Origin of the sequence: [Zimmermannella] alba NBRC 15616, assembly GCF_001570905.1 — a bacterium.
In the GTDB taxonomy this organism is placed as follows: domain Bacteria; phylum Actinomycetota; class Actinomycetes; order Actinomycetales; family Microbacteriaceae; genus Pseudoclavibacter; species Pseudoclavibacter albus.
The window spans coordinates 111,333-129,202 of record NZ_BCSO01000003.1 but is presented as its reverse complement, the minus strand read 5'-3'; the positions used below and the strand labels follow the sequence as shown (position 1 = coordinate 129,202).

The window sequence follows — 17,870 nt, the reverse complement described above, 5'->3', positions numbered from 1 at the left end:
TCAACCGCGTCCGTCCCCCTGCCAGTTTCGCTCTCCCCCACGGGGGAATGTCGCCAGCCGCGCGGCAGAGGGGTCGTCCCCCAGCTGCCGCCACCGGACTGCTCAGGTCGCAGTTGCGACCCTAGGTCGCGCGACCTGAGGTCAAAATTGCGACCTGAGCCACTGATGCACGTGAGTTGAGATGAGCGCTACGCGCGGGAGCGTTCGATGATGCCATGCTCGTAGGCGTAGACGACGAGCTGAATGCGGTCGCGCAGCGACAGCTTCTGCAGAATGTGCGAAATGTGCGTCTTCACCGTGCCCGCCGAGACAAACTCCTTCGCGGCAATCTCAGCATTCGAGAGCCCCGCGGCCGCAAGAATGAAGATGTCTCGCTCACGCTCGCTCAAGGTCTGGTAGGCGGCTGGCAGCTCCACCGGCTGCGGCGACTGCGCAAGCGGCGACTGCTCGAGCAGCTCCGCGACCGCGTTCGAGGCGAAGAGGCGACCACCGGCGTGAATCGATCGGATCGCCGCCACGAGCAGCTCCGGTTCGGCCGCCTTCAGAATGAAGCCGCTCGCACCCGCACGCACCGAACGCTCAACCGCCTCATCCAAATCAAGCGTCGTGAGCACGAGGATGCGGGGCGCACGCTCCCCCATGCGCTCGCGGATCGCCCGCGTCGCCTGGATGCCATCCATGTCCGGCATACGGATGTCCATGAGCATGACGTCCACATCGCCGCGTTCCGCGAGCGCGATCGCCTCGCGGCCGTTCTGCGCTTCACCGACGAGCTCGAGGTCCTCCGCGTGCTTCAAGATCATCGCGAGGCCCGTGCGGAACAGGCCGTGGTCATCACAAATCGCGTACCGGATCCGCTCGCTCATCGTTCCCCTGTCGTTCGGGCACCCTCATCGATGCCACTTTCTATTGTCTGCGCTGGACTGGATGGCCGAGCGAGGCCCGGCAGCGGGTCGCCAAGTCCACTCGAGAGCGACCACGGGGTGTCGACCTGATGCGTGCCGCGCAGCCGATCGCCGAGGTTTTGCGCCTGGCCGACCGGGATCGCCGCCGACAGCAAGAATTCGTTCCCAGCTCGGGATGCGCCGAATCGTCCCGCCTCGAGCAGCACGCGCTCGCGAAGACCGTTCAAACCATGCCCGCCTGACGGCAGCGCGTGGTCCTTCTTCTCCCCGCAGCGATTGCGGATCTCAAGCTCAAGCCCCGCACTCGACCAGCGCTCGAGCACATGCACCGTGGCACCAACATCGCCGTGGCGGAGCGCGTTCGTCAAGCCTTCCTGCACAACGCGGTAGGCGGCGAGGGAGGCGCCAGGAGTGAGCGGCTTCGCCTCCCCAACGACCTTCCGCTCGATGGTGAGGCCGAGTTCAGTGAAGCGCTCGTAGAGGGAGTCGCGCTCGTCGAAGGTGGCTGCCGGGCCAGCCTCCTGCTCGTGACGGAGCTCAGCGAGGAGGCGCCGCACATCCGCGAGCGCATCGCGGGAGACTTCACCGATCGTTGCGACGGTGCGTTTCGCGTCCTCGTCGTCCTTGCCGATGACGTACTTTGCCCCGTCCGAGAGGGTCGCGATGACGACGAGCGAGTGCGCGAGGACGTCGTGCATCTCACGCGCAATACGGCCGCGCTCGCGCTCGGAGTCGACGAGCTTGTGGGAGTGTTCGCCCTCAATCTCGGCAATGCGCTTGGCCACTTCGGCCTCGCGGCTGCGGTCAATGAGGTAGCGAACGTAGCCGAGTGCCCACGCGCACACGACCGCAGTGAGATACACAGCGCCACTCACCACAAAGATGATTGCGGTCTGTCGAGCCCCCTCGGGATCCTGCCTCACGTCACCCGGTATGAGCGCGAAGGCCGTGTAGAGGCAGGCGACGAGTGCACCGGCGAGCGCAGCACCGAAGCTCACCCAGCGGAGCTTCTTGCCGCCGTACGCGGCGCAGGCCCCAACCGCGAAGAGTTGCGCGAAGTTGATGAAGAAGGGGGGCATGCCCGCGACCATCTGCGCGATCGCGGAGAGTGACGCAAGGATGAGGCTGAGCCCCGGGTTCCAGCGGCGGATGACCAGAGTGGCGACCGCAAGGAAGAGCGCAGGCCAGTACATCCACCAAAACGGCCCAAAAGGAAGGAAGCTCGGGTCGAGCGGCGCCCAGGAAATGAGGCCGAGAAACAGCGCGCCAAGGATGTCCACGATCCACTCGTGCACCCGCAATCGCCGTCTCTGCATGGGTTCAGCCTAGGGTCGACGGCACGGCGGAGCATCTTCCCGGCGAAGGAGCCGAGCCGAAATCGATCTGTCGAGCGGCAGCATCTCACGCATGGATGACATTCGATCCACCGCTGCACAATTTGCAACTTGCGGCGGGGGAATGACCTCGCCCCGTGCACCAATTGTTTGCTCTCATCGCTCTCAAGTGTGATGTTCGCGTTACCTGCTTCCCGTAAAGTTGTACCCCGCCGGCTTTCAGCCGGGTATTGCACGCACGGATTGAGGAGCCGAGCCAACATGGCAGACGAGCAGCAGCCGAACAACGTAGACGGCCAGAATTCCCCCTACGGCGCGAGCCCTTACGGCCAGCCCGGTAGCGAAGCCCCGCAGTACGGCGAGGCCCCCCAGTACGGTGAAGCACCGCAGTACGGCGCCGAGGGCCAGCAGCCCGAGTACGCCCAGCACAGCTACGGCGCTGAGAGCTTCGACCAGTCGCAGTACGGCGCCACCGACGCCCAGGCTCCGGCCTACGGCACCGAGTACCAGCCGGCCGCTGGCGGCTACGACGCCACCCAGCAGCAGTACGGCAACTACGCCGCCGCTGACACCGAGAAGAAGAGCCCGGTCCTCGCGATCATCGCGATCGTCGCCGCGGCCATCGCACTCATCTGCGCCTTCATCCCGGGCGGCATCTTCTTCTTCTGGCTCCCGGGCCTCGTCGGCCTCGGCTGCGGTATCGCTGCCCTCGCCGCGAAGAAGTTCCGCGCCCTCAAGGGCCTCTCGATCGCCGCAATCGCGATCAGCGTCATCGCCTCGATCGTGGCTGTTGTCATGAGCTTCGTCTACCTGAACCAGGCCATCAACAGCGTCAACGAGGCGGTCAACAGCTACGACCCGTACTCGACGACGGGATCATCCTCGGGCACCGGCGCGGCTGGCACCGCAACCATTGAGTTCAAGGTCACGACGAAGTCGAAGACCGACATCGACTACTCGATCACCGGCTACGACGCTGAGAGCTACGAGCCCATCAGCATCTCGGAGACGGCCAACGACCAGAAGACTGACTGGACCGAGACGGTCGAGGTTCCCTACAGCGACCCGTCGACCAACGTCTACGTCAGCCTCAACGCCAGCACCGAGGACTACAAGGATGAAGCCAAGTGCGAGATCCTCGTCAACGGTGAGAGCGTCGACACCAACGGCGGCAGCTGGGCATACTGCAGCTGGTCGGGTGCTGTCGGCAAGTAAGTTTCGCTGAACGCATCAGCTTCGTGTGGGGTCCGTCGTCGTGACGGGCCCCACATTCGTTGTCCCTCACATCCTTCAGCGCACGGTCCGCTGCGAATGCGGAACCTTTCGGCAGGCGACAGCGTCTAAGGGATGCATGGCTGTGTGATGGTTTCCGCAGCCGCCACCTCGAGGAGCATCATGGACGAACAGCAATCCCCCAGCCCCGCGGCCGGTTCCGCTCGCAACGAGCAGGGCGCGGATGAGCAGCGCACCGAACGCCTCCCCCGAGAGCAGTTCCAGCCTGGCACAGCCCCAGAACCCGCTCCGCAGCCGAACCTTGCCCCGACGCAGCAGTTCCAGCCGGGTGCGTTGCAGCCCGGAGCGAATCAGGCACCCACGTTCGGGCAGCCGCAGCAGCCGGGACAGTTTGGTCACCCCGGCCAGCAGCCTGGCGCGGTTCCCCAGCCGCCTGCCATGCAGTTCGGTCAGCAGCCCCCGCAGGCCGCGCAACCTGCCGGGCTCAACATCCTCGGCCTCATCTCGCTCATCTTTGGCGTCATCACCCTCGTGATGGCCTTCTTCCTGCCGCTCTGGGCTGGTATCCCGGGCCTTGTCACACTCGTGTGCGGCATCCTCGGGCTCGTCCTCAAGAAGTTCCGCGCGAAGAAGCTCATGGCGATCCTCGGTGTCGTGCTCGCTGTGATCTCGATCCCGATCGCAACGGTCTCCGCGATGAGGGCTGCGCCGATCGACTCGGACCCTGCACCTGAACCCGTCAGCGAAAACGCATCGGGCGAGGGCAGCAATGAAGGACAGGAACAGGGCGCAACGGACGAGAGCTCCGCTCCGGAAGCAAGCGAAGAGGCATCCTCCACGCTCCAGGAATCCGCCGACCCCAACGGTGAAGTTAAGTACACGCAGCCGACCGTAACCGACGGTGTCGCCAACATCGAGGTCACCTTCACGACGACGGACAAGCTCGAGACCCGCATCGAGGGCAGCAACACCCTTTCGGGCGCCGACAAGTACCTGTACTCGGAGCAGCAGAAGGACCTGCCGTCGCCGTGGACCTACTCGGCCGACGTCAAGCTCGATGAGCGCGGTCAAGTGGAATTCAAGGCCGAAGGATGGGCCGACAACTTCCGCGACGTCACCTGCGAGCTCAAGGTCGACGACCAGCTCGTCATGCGCCACACCGGCAGCTACACCTCCTGCTGGCTCTTCGACGTCAACACGAAGAAGTAGCCGCACACAACGAGTGGGCCCCGCACCTGAACTGGTGCGGGGCCCACTCGTCTGCGGGAACGGATTACTTCGCTGCCGCGTTGCCCTTCTCTTCCGCCTGCTTGAGGCCGTCGGCAGGGGCGGCCTTGCCAAGGAAGACGTCGTTGAGCGAGGGCTTGTAGGCGTCGAGCATGGCGCCGAAGTTCTGGCCGATGACCGGCGGCAGCGTCTTCGCGTCGTTCTCGATCACAGTGAAGAAAGGCTTCACGTCAACGCCCTGCTGCTGCCAGTACGAGTCGTAGCTCGCGCGGGCATCCGTGACGGCCGGCACTGCCGTACCGCTCTCACCGAATGCCTTGTTGCCCTCAGCCGAACCGATCCACGAGAGGAACGCCTTGACGGCTTGCGGGTTCTTGGTGTTGGCGTTTGCGGCGGCGATAATGCCGGGCGCTGCCGTCACCTTGCCCTCCGGGCCAGCAGGCATCTCCGTGACGCCCCAGGTGAAGGAGGCACCCTCCTGGACGTTTGCGAGGTTGTAGGTGCCCGACTCGAAGAGGGCGATGTTGCCGGCGAGGAACTCGTCACGCGTGAAGTCACCGTCGTCGTTCGTCGAGGAGGCTGGCGGTGCCACGTGATACTCGTTGATGAGCTTCACGAGGTACGTGAACGCTTCCACCGTCTTCGGGTCGGTGAAGGTGAGCTTGGCGTTCTCGTCCTGGAAGCTGCCACCGTTCGAGCCGATGAAGTTGAGCATGATGTTCTGCAGGTCCTGGCCCGCGTTGAAGCCGTACTGCTTGATGTTCGAGGCGTCGAAGGCCGGGTCGAGCGCGTTCTTGCCGTTCGCGTCGATCGTGAGCTTCTGCAGGATCGGGAGGAAGGTGTCCTTCGTCGGGTCGCTCGGGTTCCAGGTCGCCTTCGAGATCTCTTCCGGCGTGACACCGGCAGCCTTGAGCGCCTCGTCGTTGTAGTAGATGGCCGAGCCGCCGTCGGTGAGCTGCGGCACACCCCAGAGGTGGTCATCCTTCGTGTACTGCTTCACGACCGACTCGTTCCAGCCCTTCTGGGCGTCGGCACCGAGCGTCTCGTCGATGGCGAGGAGGTGGCCGTTCGTGGCGTAGTCCTCGTAGTAGGCGCCGTTGAGCCAGAAGATGTCGTCCGCTGAGCCGGAGCCGACGTCGTTGCGAAGCGTGTTGAAGTAGTCTTCCCACGGCACGACGTTGACTTCCACGTGGATGCCCGGGTTGGCGGCCTCGAACTGTTCGATCGAGGTCTCGTAGGCCTCGGCGGCCTTTTCGTCCCAGAGGCGGAGGGTGATGTCGCCGGAGGCGCCTGAGCCAGCCTGATCGGCGCCCGGTGCGCAGGCCGTCAGCCCGAACAGGGCCGTCAGGCCGAGGGCGACGGGGGCAATCTTCCTAAGGTTCATGCTGGTTGTTCCTGTCGTAGAGGGATGCGCCGTTGCAGCTCGACGCACGGGGAGAAACGTATGACGGCGCATATATCTTCCCGCCAATTCTTGCAGGCGCATAGATTCGCGGCACTCAGGTGACGCAAAGTGACGGTTGCGCTGAGCTGATCGAGTAGCGCGAAGCGCGTATCGAGATCCGTCGGATCGAGTAGCCCGAAGGGCCGTACCGAGCTCTTGACCACCTCGTGGTTAGCGGAAGCTGGTGATGGTGATTGAGCGGACGATCTGCTGCTGGAACGCAAGGAAGAGCGCGATCAGCGGGATGAGCGCGATCGTGGATGCCGCCATCACGAGCGTCACATTGTTCGAGTACTGCTCCTGCAGCGACGCCGTCGCCGTCGTGAGCACGTGCACCTTGTTGCCGCCGATGATGCGCGGCCACATGAAGTTGTTCCAGTGCGAGACAACGGTGATGAGCGCGAGCGTCACCATGATCGGGCGGTTGAGTGGCAGCACGAGCCCGAAGAGGATGCGCAGGTGCCCCGCGCCATCCATCCGCATCGCGTCGATGAGCTCATCCGGCACCTGTCGGAATGACTCTCTGAGCAGGAAGATCGCGTACGGGGAGCCGAAGAGGTACGGCAGCACGAGGCCCCAGAACGTCGCGCGGAGCCCCATCTCCGAGAGCATGAAGTAGAGCGGCAACACGGTCACCGCCTGCGGCACCATGAGCGTAGCGAGGAACACCCAGAACAGGATGTCGCGCCCGGGGAAGCGCAGCTTCGCAAAGGCGTACGCGGCGAGCACCGAGAAGAGTAGCTGGCACACGAGCACGATTGCCACAACCGCGACCGTCGTCCAGATCGCCTCGCCGAAGTCGACGCGGCGCCCGAAGAGGTCCTGGTAGTGCTCAAAAGTGGGCGGGATGGCCGGCGTGAACGGGCCACCCTTGTTGAGCGCCTTCTTCTCCAGCAGCGAGACGTTGAGCGAGAGCAGGAACGGCACGAGCGTGAGCGGGGATGCCGTGATGAGCACGAGGTAGGTGGCGATCGTGCCGAGCAGGCTGCGCTTAGCGGTCATAGCTCGTCCTCTCGCTGAAGTATCGGTTCTGCACGAGGGTGATCACGACGAGGACGGCAAAGAGGATGAGCGCCACGACGGCTGCGCGGCCCAGGTCGTTCGCCGTGAACGCCTCCGCGTAGATGCGTGCGGCGATGAGGTCGCTCGCGCCGTCCGGTCCACCGTTCGGGGCCAGGGAGTACACGAGGTCGAAGGTTTGGAAGGCCTCGATGATGCTCGTCACGAGCACGAAGAAGAGGGTGGGGCGCAGCATCGGCAGCTCCACGAACCAGAAGCTCTGCAGGGGCGTTGCCCCATCCATCCGCGCCGCCTCGAGCACGTGCTTCGGCATCGAGCTCATCCCGGCCATGAAGAAGAGGGTGACGTAGCCGACCTTCGTCCACACGGTCACGAACACGGCCACCGCGAAGACGAGCTCGGGGGTCGTGAGCCATTCGATACGTTGCCCGACGAGTTCGTTGATGACGCCGGTGGGCTCGAAGATCCACCGCCAGACGATGCCGAGCACGATCGGCGCGCACACCCACGGGAGCACGAGGATCGTGCGCACAAGACCAGAGCCGGGGAGTCCCTTCGTGAGGAGCCGCGCGAGCCAAATACCGAGCGCGGTCTGGATGGGGATGGCGACGAGGACGAAGAGTGCGGTGACCCCGAAGGATCGCCAGATCTCCGGGTCGCTGAGCACCGACTGCCAATTGTCGAGACCAACCGGCGTGATCGGGCTCAAGAGGTCCCAGTGCTGGAAGCTCAGCCAGGCGAGCACGAGCACCGGGATGATGAGGAAGAGGCTCACGCCGATGAGCGCCGGCGCCACCAGCGCGTAGCCTGTTGCCCGCTCGCGTCGTTCCCGCAGCTTCGATCCCTTAGCCACGCTCGCTCCACCAGCGGAGCAGATACTCCTTGGCTTCGTCCTTGGACTTCGGACCCTCGTCGAGGCGGTATTCGAGGAGGAGTCGGTAGGCTTCACCGACGACCGGGCCCGGCTTGATGTCGAGGATCGCCATGATCTCTTCGCCGTCGAGGTCGGGACGCACCGCGCCGAGCTCTTCTTGCTCGCGCAGCGCCGCGATCCGCTCTTCGAGGTTGTCGATCGCGAACTGGAGGCGGTCGGCCTTGCGGCGGTTCTGCGTCGTGATGTCGGAGCGGATGAGGGTGAGGAGGCGCTCGAGTTCGGGCCCCGCGTCGCGCGCGAAGCGGCGAACGGCGGAGTCGGTCCATCCGGCGCCCTCGTAGTTGAAGACGCGCATGTGGAGTTCGATGAGGCGCGAGATCGACTTGATCTGGTCGTTGTCAAAGCGGAGGGCGGTGAGGCGCTTCTTCGCGAGGCGTGCGCCGACGACGTCGTGGCCGTAGAAGGTGACGGCACCGCCCGGCTGGAAGCGGCGGGTCTTGGGCTTGCCGATGTCGTGGAGGAGCGCGGCGAAGCGCAGCTCGAGGTTCGGCGCATCCTCCGCGTGGCGGTCCTTCTCAAGCTCGATCGCGTTCTCGAGCACCGTGATCGAGTGCTCGTAGACGTCCTTGTGGCGGTGGCCGCTGTCACGCTCGAGCTGGAGGGCCGGGAGCTCCGGCAGGACGAGCTCGGCGAGGCCCGTCTCGACGAGCAGTTCGAGGCCAGCGCGCGGGAAATCCGTGAGCATGAGCTTCACGAGTTCATCGCGGACGCGCTCAGCGGAGATGTCGAGGATGCGCTTCGACATGTCGCACACGGCCTGGAAGGCGTCCCCGTCGAGGTGGAAACCGAGCTGCGAGGTGAAGCGGACGGCGCGGAGCATTCGCAGCGGGTCGTCACCGAAGGAAACTTCGGGCGCGATCGGGGTGCGCAGCGTCCCCTCGAGGAGGTCTTCGATACCGCCGGTCGGGTCGACGAGCTTGAGCTCGGGAAGGCTCAGCGCGAGCGCATTCACCGTGAAGTCGCGGCGGTAGAGGTCGCCCTCAATGCTGTCGCCGAAGGCCACGACGGGCTTGCGCGAGACGCCATCGTATTCGTCCGCGCGGTAGGTCGTGATCTCAACCGTCTCACCGTCGATGCGGGCACCGATCGTGCCGAACTCACGGCCAATGTCCCAGTGTGCGGACGCGATGGGCTTCACGAGTTCGAGGATGCGATCGGGGCGCGCGTCCGTCGTGAAATCAAGGTCGTGCACCTCCCGCCCAAGGAAGGCGTCGCGCACGGGGCCGCCAACGAGCGCGAGTTCATTCCCGCCGTCTGCGAAGGCGCGCGCAAGCTTTGCGACCGGCCCGGACGACGCGAGGGCGCGGAGCCGCTCAAGCGCCGTCTGCACATTCTGCATTCCGGCATTCTAAGGTTCTGGCATTGGCGGGCGCAGATTGTCCGCCGACAACGAACGTCACGCACCGGTGCACGCATCCGTGTCCGGCCCGATGTTCACGTCGTTGCAGCTCATCGCGATCGAACAACCAAGATCAGTCTCGATGCGTAATCTGCGCTTTCTCGAGCGCCAGGGCCCGATTTGAGCGGATTCCCGTCATACACTGACCGCATGAGCCGGGCCCACGATCGCTCCGTGCGTCGGCTCCTGCACAAGTTCGCGAGGTGCGCGGCCGCGGCCGCGCTCGCGTGTGGAACGTTGACCGCGGGAGTCGTCGGCATGCCGACGCCCGCAGTCGAAGCTGCGGTGCCCTCGTTGGCCGTACCCCAAAACACGGACGATCTCGCCGCTGTCCCGGCGAATCCGGACGTGCCGGACGGTCAGGTCGGTGTCCTCGTCGAACCGGCGAACCACGGCGAACTCGCTCCCGGCGGCAAGCTCGAGGTGACGGTTGATGTCGTGAACCGCAGCCGTGAAGCGATCCCGGCTGGCCGGATCACCCTCACACTGAGCGATGGGCCGATCACGACCCGCTACGCGCTCGAAGAGTGGACCCAGGGCCAGACGAGCGAGAGCATCTCCACGGAGCGTTCGCTCGGCGAGGCGCCCGTTGGGGAACTTGCCGCGGGCGCGACCGCTCGCGTGGAGCTCGAGATCGATGCGACCTCGCTCGGTCTTGACGTCGCGAACGGCTACGCTCCGTACGCGCTGCGCGCGAATCTCACGGCGGGCGCGATTCAGCGCGAAGGCCGTTCGAGCATCGTCTGGAATCCGGGTACGGCGGCGAGCCCGAACCGTGTTGCGACGATCGTGCCGATCACGGCACCGCTTGGCCGCACGCCGTTCCTCACCGCACAGGAGCTTGCCGCCGCCACGGTTGACGGCGGCGATCTGGATGTCGTCCTCGATTCGGTCGAGGGCACGAAGGCCGCGCTCGCGATCGACCCGCGCGTGCTCGCGTCCATTCGCGTGCTCGGCAAGGATGCGCCGCCGGAGGCGGCGGCGTGGCTGGAGCGCCTCGAGGCTCTCCCCAACGAGTCCTTCGCCCTCCCCTACGCTGATCTCGACACGGAGTTGCTCGCTGACAGCGGCGTGACGGACTTCCCCACCGCAGATCTCTCCCTTCTTGCTGACCCCGAGGCATTCACGCCGGCGGACGGCGAGCAGACGTTGCCCGCCACAACGGGTGACACCCCGAATGCGTCCCCGAGCGGCTCACCCACAACGTCCACGTCCCCGACTGAGGCCACGCCGTCGGTCGCTGGCTCGCCGTCGCTCCCGTCGAACGAGGAACTGCGCAAGGTGACGGCGACGATGGATGCCATCGCCTGGCCGGCCGCCAATTCGCTCGGCGATGGCGACCTCGAGCGCCTGCGCAACGAAGGTGCCACGACCGTCCTGCTCGATGGCAATAACGTCGCGCTCGATGAGGAGTCCCCCTGGACGCCGTCGACGGCAGCCACGATTCAGGGCATGGATGCCCGCGTCATGGATGACGCGCTCGCTCGCGCCGTCTCCCGCGCCGTGAACGCCGAGAGCGACGAAGCCTGGAGCGCGGCCGCCGCGGAGATGTCCACGATCCTTGCGGTGACGGCGTGCGAACTGCCGCAGTCGCCGCGCACGCTCCTCACGGCGACGCCGCGCAACGTCCCGACGCATCCCGAATACCTCGGAAAGACCCTCAAGCTCCTCGATGAGCTCGCCTGGTCGGACACGGTGCCCTTTGCCGAGACCGCGCCGAGGGCGAACGGTCAGGACCCGGTGTCCGGCTCGATCCTTCCCGGCGATGTCGACCACGTTCGTGTTGAACGGGTGCACCAGCTCATGACGGCCCTCGACAAGGCTCGCGGCTTCGCCACCATGTACGAGGACCCGAAAGAGTTCGTCGCAGACGTTGAGGCTGCGCTCGCGACTTCGCTCGCGAGCGGCTGGCGACGCGACCGCGGCGAATGGCTCGGCGTGACGCAGAACGTGTTGAACTACGTCGCCTCATGCGAGCACGCGGTCGTCGTAGTGCCGACGAGTGACATCCAGCTGGTTGGTACCGAAGCGGCCCTCCCCGTGTTCGTGCAGAACGTGGGCTCCCGACGCGTTGAAGTGCAGGTCGAGTTTGTGCCACGTTCCTCGCTCTTGAAAACCGGTGAACCGCAGATCATCACGATCGAGCCGGGATCCATGACACGTGCACACCTGAGCGTGACGGCGATCGGCAACGGGCTCACGACGGGCGATGTCATCCTGAAAACGCCTGACGGAAAGCAGATTTCTACCCCGCAGTCCCTCAATGTGAACGTGCGAGCAGAACTCGAAGCGGTCGGCATCGGCATCATCCTCGCCGTGATCGCGGTGCTGCTTGTTGCGGGCACGATCCGCACGATTCGCCGTCGCCGCGGCGGCGACGCGGACGACGCCGGCAACGCGAGCGACGACACCGCCGCTAAGCACAGCGATGAAGGCAACAATGTTGCAGATGGGGCCGATGAGCCCCAGGATGCTGAGGTGGCTGACGAAGCCCCTCACGACGAGGCCGCCGAACTGAGCGACGAGCCTTCGGAAACCGAAAGGTAGTTCATGGCGAAGACCACCACGCGGGTCAAGAGCATTGGTGCGTCCAGTCTCTGGCTCGCTTCCGGCACGATGGTGTCGCGCATCCTCGGATTCGTGCGCGTCATCGTCCTCGCGCAGACGATCGGTGTGGTCGGCTCCGCGAGCGCGGACGCCTACGCGAACGCGATGGCGCTGCCGAGTGCGATCTACGCCGTGGTGGCTGGCGGCATGCTCAACGCGGTGCTCGTCCCGCAGGTGGTGCGCGCTGCGAAGGATGAGGACGGCGGACAGAAGTACATCAACCGCCTGGTGACGCTCGGCCTCATCATCCTGGCCGTGCTCGCGACGCTCGCGACCCTGGCGGCACCGATCCTCGCGCGCATCTACGGTGCGTCGCTCGATCTTGAAAGCCTCGGCCTCGTCATCGGCTTCGCCTACTGGTGCCTGCCGCAAATCTTCTTCTATGGGCTCTATGCGCTGCTCGGTGAAGTACTCAACGCTCGTGGGTCGTTCGGGCCCTTCACCTGGGCGCAGGTGTTCAACAATGCGCTGAGCATCGCGATGCTCTTCGTCTTCGCCGCCATCTACGGCGCGGACCCGAGCGGTTCGCGCCCCATCTCGGCGTGGACGCCGGACATGATCGCCTTCCTCGGCTGCACGACAACGATTGCGGTCGCCTTCCAGGCGATCATCCTCATGTTCTTCTGGAGGCGCATCGGCCTCACCTACAAGCCCGACTTCCATTTCAAGGGTGTGGGCCTTGGCCGTGCCGGTGCGATGGCAAGTTGGACGTTTGGGATGCTCCTCATCGTGCAGCTCACCGGCGTCGTCGAGGCTGTTGTCGCGAACCTTGCCTTCGGGGCCTCGGCATCGCTGTCGGCGCTCCAAAACGCCTTCCTCATGTTCGTCCTGCCGCACTCGATTGTCGCGGTCTCGATCGCCACGGCCTACTTCACGCGCATGAGTGAGGCCGCTGCGGACAACGACCATGCGCGCCTCGTGAAGGACTTCTCGGAGAGCTCGCGACTCATCGGGCTCTTGCTCGTCTTCTCGGCAGGTGGCCTCATGGTGATCTCGCCGAGCTTTTCACGCATCTTCGAGAGCGATTTTGGTGGGGCGATGCTGCTCGCGGCCATGCTCTGCATGAACTTGCTCGGTCTTCCCGCGTTCTCGATGCTTTTCCTCATGCAGCGCATGTTCTACGCGCTCGAGGACGGAAAACGTCTGTTTTTCGCTTTCCTCGCGACCGCCCCAATTCACATCTTTGCGCTCGCGATCAGCGCGACGCTGCCGGTTGAGCTCATCGCGGTGGGCATCTGTGTTGCCCAAACCCTGATCTACTACGTGCGCGTGTCGGTGCTTACGCTCATGCTCCGGAAGCGTCTTGGTCCGATCGACCTCAAGCGGCAGATCACCGCTCACCTGCAGCAAATTGTGGCGGTCATCATTGCCATGGTCCCGACGCTTGCTGTGATGTGGATGCTCGGAGTGGACCGCCCGGAGGGCTTCGCCATGTCGTCCATTTCAGGGGCGATCATCAGCTGTGCCATCGGGGGCATCGTTGTCGCGATCTGCTATTTCGTCTGCCTGCGTCTACTGAAGTCACGCGAGCTCGACACGCTGATTCGGCCCGTGCTGTCGCGCCTTGGTGGCATCGGCGAGCGGCTTCGCCCGTGGGTGCTCGCGTACCCGCACGCGACCGCAGAGTCGGTCGCGGCGGATGACGTGGATGCGGCCCTCACCGCTCCCGCCTCCGCGGGAGGCGAACGCTAAGTCGGCATCCGGGATCATCCGGAATAGTTGGTCACGCCCCCGCGTTGGCTTCGGGGAACACATCGGAGGAAGCATGCGCAACGTCGTCATCATCGGTTCGGGTCCGGCAGGGTTCACTGCCGCTGTGTACGCGGCTCGAGCCGGGCTGAAGCCCGTCGTGATCGCCTCGAGCGTCGCGATCGGTGGCGAGCTCATGAACACCACGGACGTCGAGAACTTCCCCGGTTTCCCGGAGGGCGTGCTCGGCCCCGACCTCATGCAGAAGATGCAGGAGCAGGCCGAGCGATTCGGTGCCGAGATCGTCTACGACGACGTCACCGAGGTGCAGCTCGACCGCGAAGTGAAGCTCGTGAAGACGGCCTACTCGGGCGATTTCGAGGCGCTCACCGTCATCGTTTCGACCGGTTCGCAGTACCGAAAGCTCGGCCTCGACTCCGAGGAGATGCTCTCCGGTCGAGGCGTCTCCTGGTGCGCCACCTGCGATGGCGCCTTCTTCAAGGACCAGCACATTGCCGTTGTCGGCGGTGGGGACTCGGCCATGGAGGAGGCAACCTTCCTCACGCGCTTCGCGTCAAAGGTCACCCTGATCCACCGTTCGCAGAACCTTCGCGCCTCCACGATCATGCGGGAGCGTGCCGAGTCGAACGAGAAGATCGACTTCCTTCTCGACACGGTCGTGGAGGAAGTTCTCGGCGAGCAAAACGTGACCGGTATCCGCGTGCGCAACACCGTCTCGGGTGACACCACGGAGCTCCCGGTGACGGGCCTGTTCGTTGCGATCGGCAACGATCCGCGCACGGAGCTCGTGAAGGATCAGCTCGCGCTCACTGCTGACGGCACGATCGCCGTTGATGGCCGCTCCTCGAAGACGTCACTGACGGGTGTCTTTGCGGCGGGTGATGTCATCGACCCGAGCTACCGCCAAGCGATCACGGCTGCAGGTTCTGGCTGTGTTGCAGCGCTTGACGCCGAGCACTACCTCGCGTCCCTCCCCGAGTCGCTGCGCTCGCGCGTGGACGATCTCCCTACCGCCTAGTTTTCCCTCACCCCACTGCTGTCGTTTTCGAAAGGACTGTTGCTATGTCGAATGCTGTTGCTGTTACCGCCGCCACCTTCCAGCAGGAGGTCCTCGAGGCCGAGGGTCCCGTGCTCGTCGAGTTCTGGGCTGCCTGGTGTGGCCCGTGCCGCATGGTCGCGCCGGTGCTCGATGAGCTTGCCGCTGCCCACCCGAACCTCAAGGTTGCGAAGGTGGATGTGGACGCCGAGCAGGACCTCGCGATGCAGTACCGCATCACCTCCATCCCCGCCCTCAAGCTCTTCCACAACGGCGAGGTCGTGAAGGAGATTGTCGGCGCGAAGCCCCGCCAGGCCCTCGAGCAGGACTTCGCCGCCTGGCTGTAGCCCGCTGCCCCATCCCAAAACCTCGGCTCGACTCCTCCCTTCCGCAAATGGGTCAAAAACTGCGCGTCCGGTCACTTCTTCATTGACCGGACGCGCACTTTTTGACCTATTTCTCCACTCCAGCTGGCCGAGGCAGCCAGCGAGACGGCCCATTCCAGCGACATTCGGGGTCGCGGGCGTATGCTGGCCCTTCGACGATGCAAAGGATGCTCGTGACGAACAACGCCGCTCGCGGCCCCGAGACTGGCCGCAATCTCGACCCCTGGTACAGCAGTTACGCCGACCGGACCAAAGGCCTGGCCGCGAGTGAGGTGCGCGCCCTCTTCGCCGTAGCCTCCCGCCCCGAAGTGGTCTCCCTCGCCGGTGGCTCGCCGTTCGTGAAGGCCCTACCCGAGGAGCTCATCGACTCGGCCTTCCGCTCGATGATGCGCGAGCACGGCCCCGAAGCGCTCCAGTACGGTGGCGGTCAGGGCATCCCACAGATCCGCGAGCAGATCCTCGACATCATGGCGCTCGAGGGCATCACGGATGCGAGCGCGGATGACATCGTCACCACGACCGGTTCGCAGCACGGCCTCGACATCGTCTCGAAGCTCTTCCTGAATCCGGGGGATGTCGTCCTCGCAGAGTCTCCGAGCTATGTTGGCGCGATCGGCACCTTCCGTGCGTACGAGGCCGACACGGTACACATCGAAATGGACGAGCATGGCCTCATCCCGAGCGCACTGGAAGAGACGCTCCACCGCCTTCGCTCCGAGTGCCGCGTCGTGAAGTTCCTCTACACGATCCCGAACTTCAACAACCCGGCCGGTTCGATGATGACCGCCGAGCGCCGCCGCGAGATTCTCGAGGTGTGCCGCCGAGAGCACCTGCTCATCGTCGAGGACAACCCGTACGGCCTTCTCTACTATGACGAGCAGCCGCCGCACGCGATCCGTTCTCTCGACTCCGAGAACGTCGTCTACCTCGGCTCGTTCTCGAAGATCCTCTCGCCGGGTGTGCGCGTGGGCTATGTGCTCGCTCCGCACGCGATCCGCGAGAAGATGATTCTCGCGGTTGAGAGCTCGATCCTCTCGCCCTCGACCTTCAACCAGTGGCTGGTGAATGAGTACCTCAAGCAGGCCGACTGGAAGGCGCAGATTGCCGCTTACCGCGATATTTACCGCGAGCGTCGGGATGCCCTGGATGCGGCTCTTCGCGAGCACTTCCCGCAGTTCGTGTGGGAGAAGCCGAACGGTGGCTTCTTCATCTGGCTGCAGCTTCCCGAGCAGCTGGATGCGAAGCAGATGCTGCCTCGTGCGGTGAAGGAGCTTGTCGCCTACACCCCCGGCACGGCGTTCTACGCGGATGGCCGCGGCCAGCACGCGATGCGTCTCGCCTTCTGCACCGAGACCCCGGAGCGACTCGCGACAGGTGTGCGCCGCCTTGCGACCGTCATCAACGGCGAGCTTGACCTGCTGGAGACCTTCGGTGGCCTGCCGATGCGCTCGCGACCCGAGTCCGGCGTCATCATGCCGCCGCCCGACATCAACTAGTCCGCCCGCGAACGAGATACCGACGAGGTTCGAACTATGACTGCTCCACTGTCCATCGTGATTCTCTCTGGCGGCATTTCTCACGAGCGTGATGTGTCGCTGCGTTCCGGTCGTCGCGTCGCGGATGCGCTCACGCGCGCGGGCGCTTCGGTTGTCGTGAAGGAGCCGAACGCTGAGCTGCTCCCCTACCTTGCTGAGGCGCAGCCGGATGTCGTGTGGCCGCTCCTGCACGGTGCGAGCGGCGAGAGCGGCGCCCTGTACTCGCTGCTGCGAGCGTCGGGCTTCGCGTATGTGGGTTCGCGTCCCACCGCTGCTCGTCTCGCCTGGAACAAGGCGACGGCGAAGGCACTTGCAAAGCGTGCTGGTCTGCGCACGCCGCCGTCGATTGTGCTCGAGTCATCGACGTTCCGTGAGCTTGGCGCATCGGCCGTCATTGACTCGATTGCCCGCGGCCTTGAGCTGCCAGCCGTCGTGAAGCCCGTTGAGGGTGGTTCGGCGCAGGGTGTTTCCTTCGTGAACTCGCTTGAGGAGTTCCCACAGGCGCTCGTGACGGCGTTCACGTACTGCGACACGGTGCTCATTGAGCGCAAGGTAGTTGGCACTGAGGTCATGGTCGGTGTGCTTGACCACGGTGACGGCCCGGTCGTCCTGCCTGCGGTTGAAGTTGTTCCGGAGTCGGGCGTCTACGACTACTCGGCCCGGTACAACGCAGGAGAGACGACCTACTTTACACCGGCGCGCATCGATGAATCACTGCGTTCTTACGTCTCCGAGACCGCGCTGGCTGCCTACAACGCGCTGCGTCTTGCTGACCTTGCCCGCGTGGACATGATCGTGGATGCGGATGGTGTCGCCTGGTTTATCGAGGCCGACCCGATCCCCGGCCTCACGGAGACGTCGATTGTGCCGCTCGCGATTGAGGCGGCTGGCCTCGACAAGGGTGAGACGTATGTGAAGCTGGCGCGCTTTGCCGCATCCCGTGGCCCGCGCACCACGCCCGAACTGCCGGATGCCGAGCTGGCGCCGACGGTGCTGCAGGCATCGCAGGAGGTGTCGTCGGTCTCGATTGCTGAGGGTGATGCTGCTGCGGCTCCTGAAGCTGCCGGTGAGGTCGCTAACGAGGGCTAAGTTCGCTGCTC

General features: G+C 64.9%; 14 protein-coding genes. 8 read left to right on the top strand and 6 right to left on the bottom strand.

Annotated elements, in window-relative coordinates:
* Positions 1 to 188: 188 nt before the first annotated feature.
* Both ZAL01S_RS04180 and ZAL01S_RS04175 read right to left on the bottom strand, forming a co-directional pair.
* Positions 189 to 866: a response regulator gene (locus ZAL01S_RS04180; protein ID WP_066080166.1), complete on the bottom strand. Its 678-nt coding sequence runs from the start codon at positions 864 to 866 to the stop codon at positions 189 to 191.
* Positions 863 to 2,221, bottom strand: a complete 1,359-nt coding sequence (locus ZAL01S_RS04175; protein WP_083523053.1) for a sensor histidine kinase — start codon at positions 2,219 to 2,221, stop codon at positions 863 to 865. The genes ZAL01S_RS04180 and ZAL01S_RS04175 overlap by 4 nt, the downstream gene beginning before the upstream one ends.
* Positions 2,222 to 2,500: 279 nt before the next feature.
* Between ZAL01S_RS04175 and ZAL01S_RS04170 the strand changes: the two genes are divergently transcribed.
* Positions 2,501 to 3,454 carry a hypothetical protein gene (locus ZAL01S_RS04170; RefSeq protein WP_066080160.1) on the top strand — a complete coding sequence of 318 codons (954 nt, stop codon included), beginning with the start codon at positions 2,501 to 2,503 and terminating at the stop codon, positions 3,452 to 3,454.
* Positions 3,455 to 3,634: 180 nt separating this feature from the next.
* Entirely contained in the window at positions 3,635 to 4,681 is a 1,047-nt protein-coding gene (locus ZAL01S_RS04165) for a hypothetical protein (protein ID WP_066080156.1), read from the top strand.
* Between the two features lie 64 nt (positions 4,682 to 4,745).
* Here ZAL01S_RS04165 and ZAL01S_RS04160 read toward each other — a convergent pair whose 3' ends face one another.
* From ZAL01S_RS04160 to ZAL01S_RS04145, 4 genes are all read right to left on the bottom strand, one after another.
* Positions 4,746 to 6,083 (bottom strand): ABC transporter substrate-binding protein, encoded by a 1,338-nt coding sequence (locus tag ZAL01S_RS04160; protein ID WP_066080153.1) that lies wholly within the window; start codon positions 6,081 to 6,083, stop codon positions 4,746 to 4,748.
* 231 nt (positions 6,084 to 6,314) lie between these two features.
* Positions 6,315 to 7,145, bottom strand: a complete 831-nt coding sequence (locus tag ZAL01S_RS04155) for a carbohydrate ABC transporter permease (RefSeq protein WP_066080148.1) — start codon at positions 7,143 to 7,145, stop codon at positions 6,315 to 6,317.
* Positions 7,135 to 8,016 carry a carbohydrate ABC transporter permease gene (locus tag ZAL01S_RS04150; protein ID WP_066080145.1) on the bottom strand — a complete coding sequence of 294 codons (882 nt, stop codon included), beginning with the start codon at positions 8,014 to 8,016 and terminating at the stop codon, positions 7,135 to 7,137. Before ZAL01S_RS04150 ends, ZAL01S_RS04155 begins: the two co-directional genes overlap by 11 nt.
* Positions 8,009 to 9,436, bottom strand: coding sequence for a CCA tRNA nucleotidyltransferase (locus tag ZAL01S_RS04145; protein ID WP_066080142.1), 1,428 nt, complete (start codon positions 9,434 to 9,436; stop codon positions 8,009 to 8,011). The genes ZAL01S_RS04150 and ZAL01S_RS04145 overlap by 8 nt, the downstream gene beginning before the upstream one ends.
* A gap of 210 nt (positions 9,437 to 9,646) precedes the next feature.
* Between ZAL01S_RS04145 and ZAL01S_RS04140 the strand changes: the two genes are divergently transcribed.
* The 6 genes from ZAL01S_RS04140 to ZAL01S_RS04115 all read left to right on the top strand — a co-directional run bounded on the left by ZAL01S_RS04140 (position 9,647) and on the right by ZAL01S_RS04115 (position 17,859).
* Entirely contained in the window at positions 9,647 to 12,043 is a 2,397-nt protein-coding gene (locus ZAL01S_RS04140; RefSeq protein WP_159421576.1) for a DUF6049 family protein, read from the top strand.
* 3 nt (positions 12,044 to 12,046) lie between these two features.
* Positions 12,047 to 13,795 (top strand): murein biosynthesis integral membrane protein MurJ, encoded by a 1,749-nt coding sequence (gene murJ / locus ZAL01S_RS04135; protein ID WP_066080136.1) that lies wholly within the window; start codon positions 12,047 to 12,049, stop codon positions 13,793 to 13,795.
* Positions 13,796 to 13,868: 73 nt separating this feature from the next.
* On the top strand, positions 13,869 to 14,831 hold the full coding sequence (gene trxB, locus ZAL01S_RS04130; RefSeq protein ID WP_066080133.1) for a thioredoxin-disulfide reductase: 963 nt from the start codon (positions 13,869 to 13,871) through the stop codon (positions 14,829 to 14,831).
* Between the two features lie 44 nt (positions 14,832 to 14,875).
* Positions 14,876 to 15,196, top strand: a complete 321-nt coding sequence (trxA, locus tag ZAL01S_RS04125; protein ID WP_066080130.1) for a thioredoxin — start codon at positions 14,876 to 14,878, stop codon at positions 15,194 to 15,196.
* Between the two features lie 206 nt (positions 15,197 to 15,402).
* Complete coding sequence (locus ZAL01S_RS04120; RefSeq protein ID WP_066080127.1) at positions 15,403 to 16,731, top strand: aminotransferase-like domain-containing protein; 1,329 nt, start codon at positions 15,403 to 15,405, stop codon at positions 16,729 to 16,731.
* A gap of 36 nt (positions 16,732 to 16,767) precedes the next feature.
* The gene (locus tag ZAL01S_RS04115) at positions 16,768 to 17,859 is read left to right on the top strand and encodes a D-alanine--D-alanine ligase family protein (protein ID WP_083523052.1); all 1,092 of its coding nucleotides are present in this window, start codon (positions 16,768 to 16,770) and stop codon (positions 17,857 to 17,859) included.
* Positions 17,860 to 17,870 lie beyond the last annotated feature (11 nt).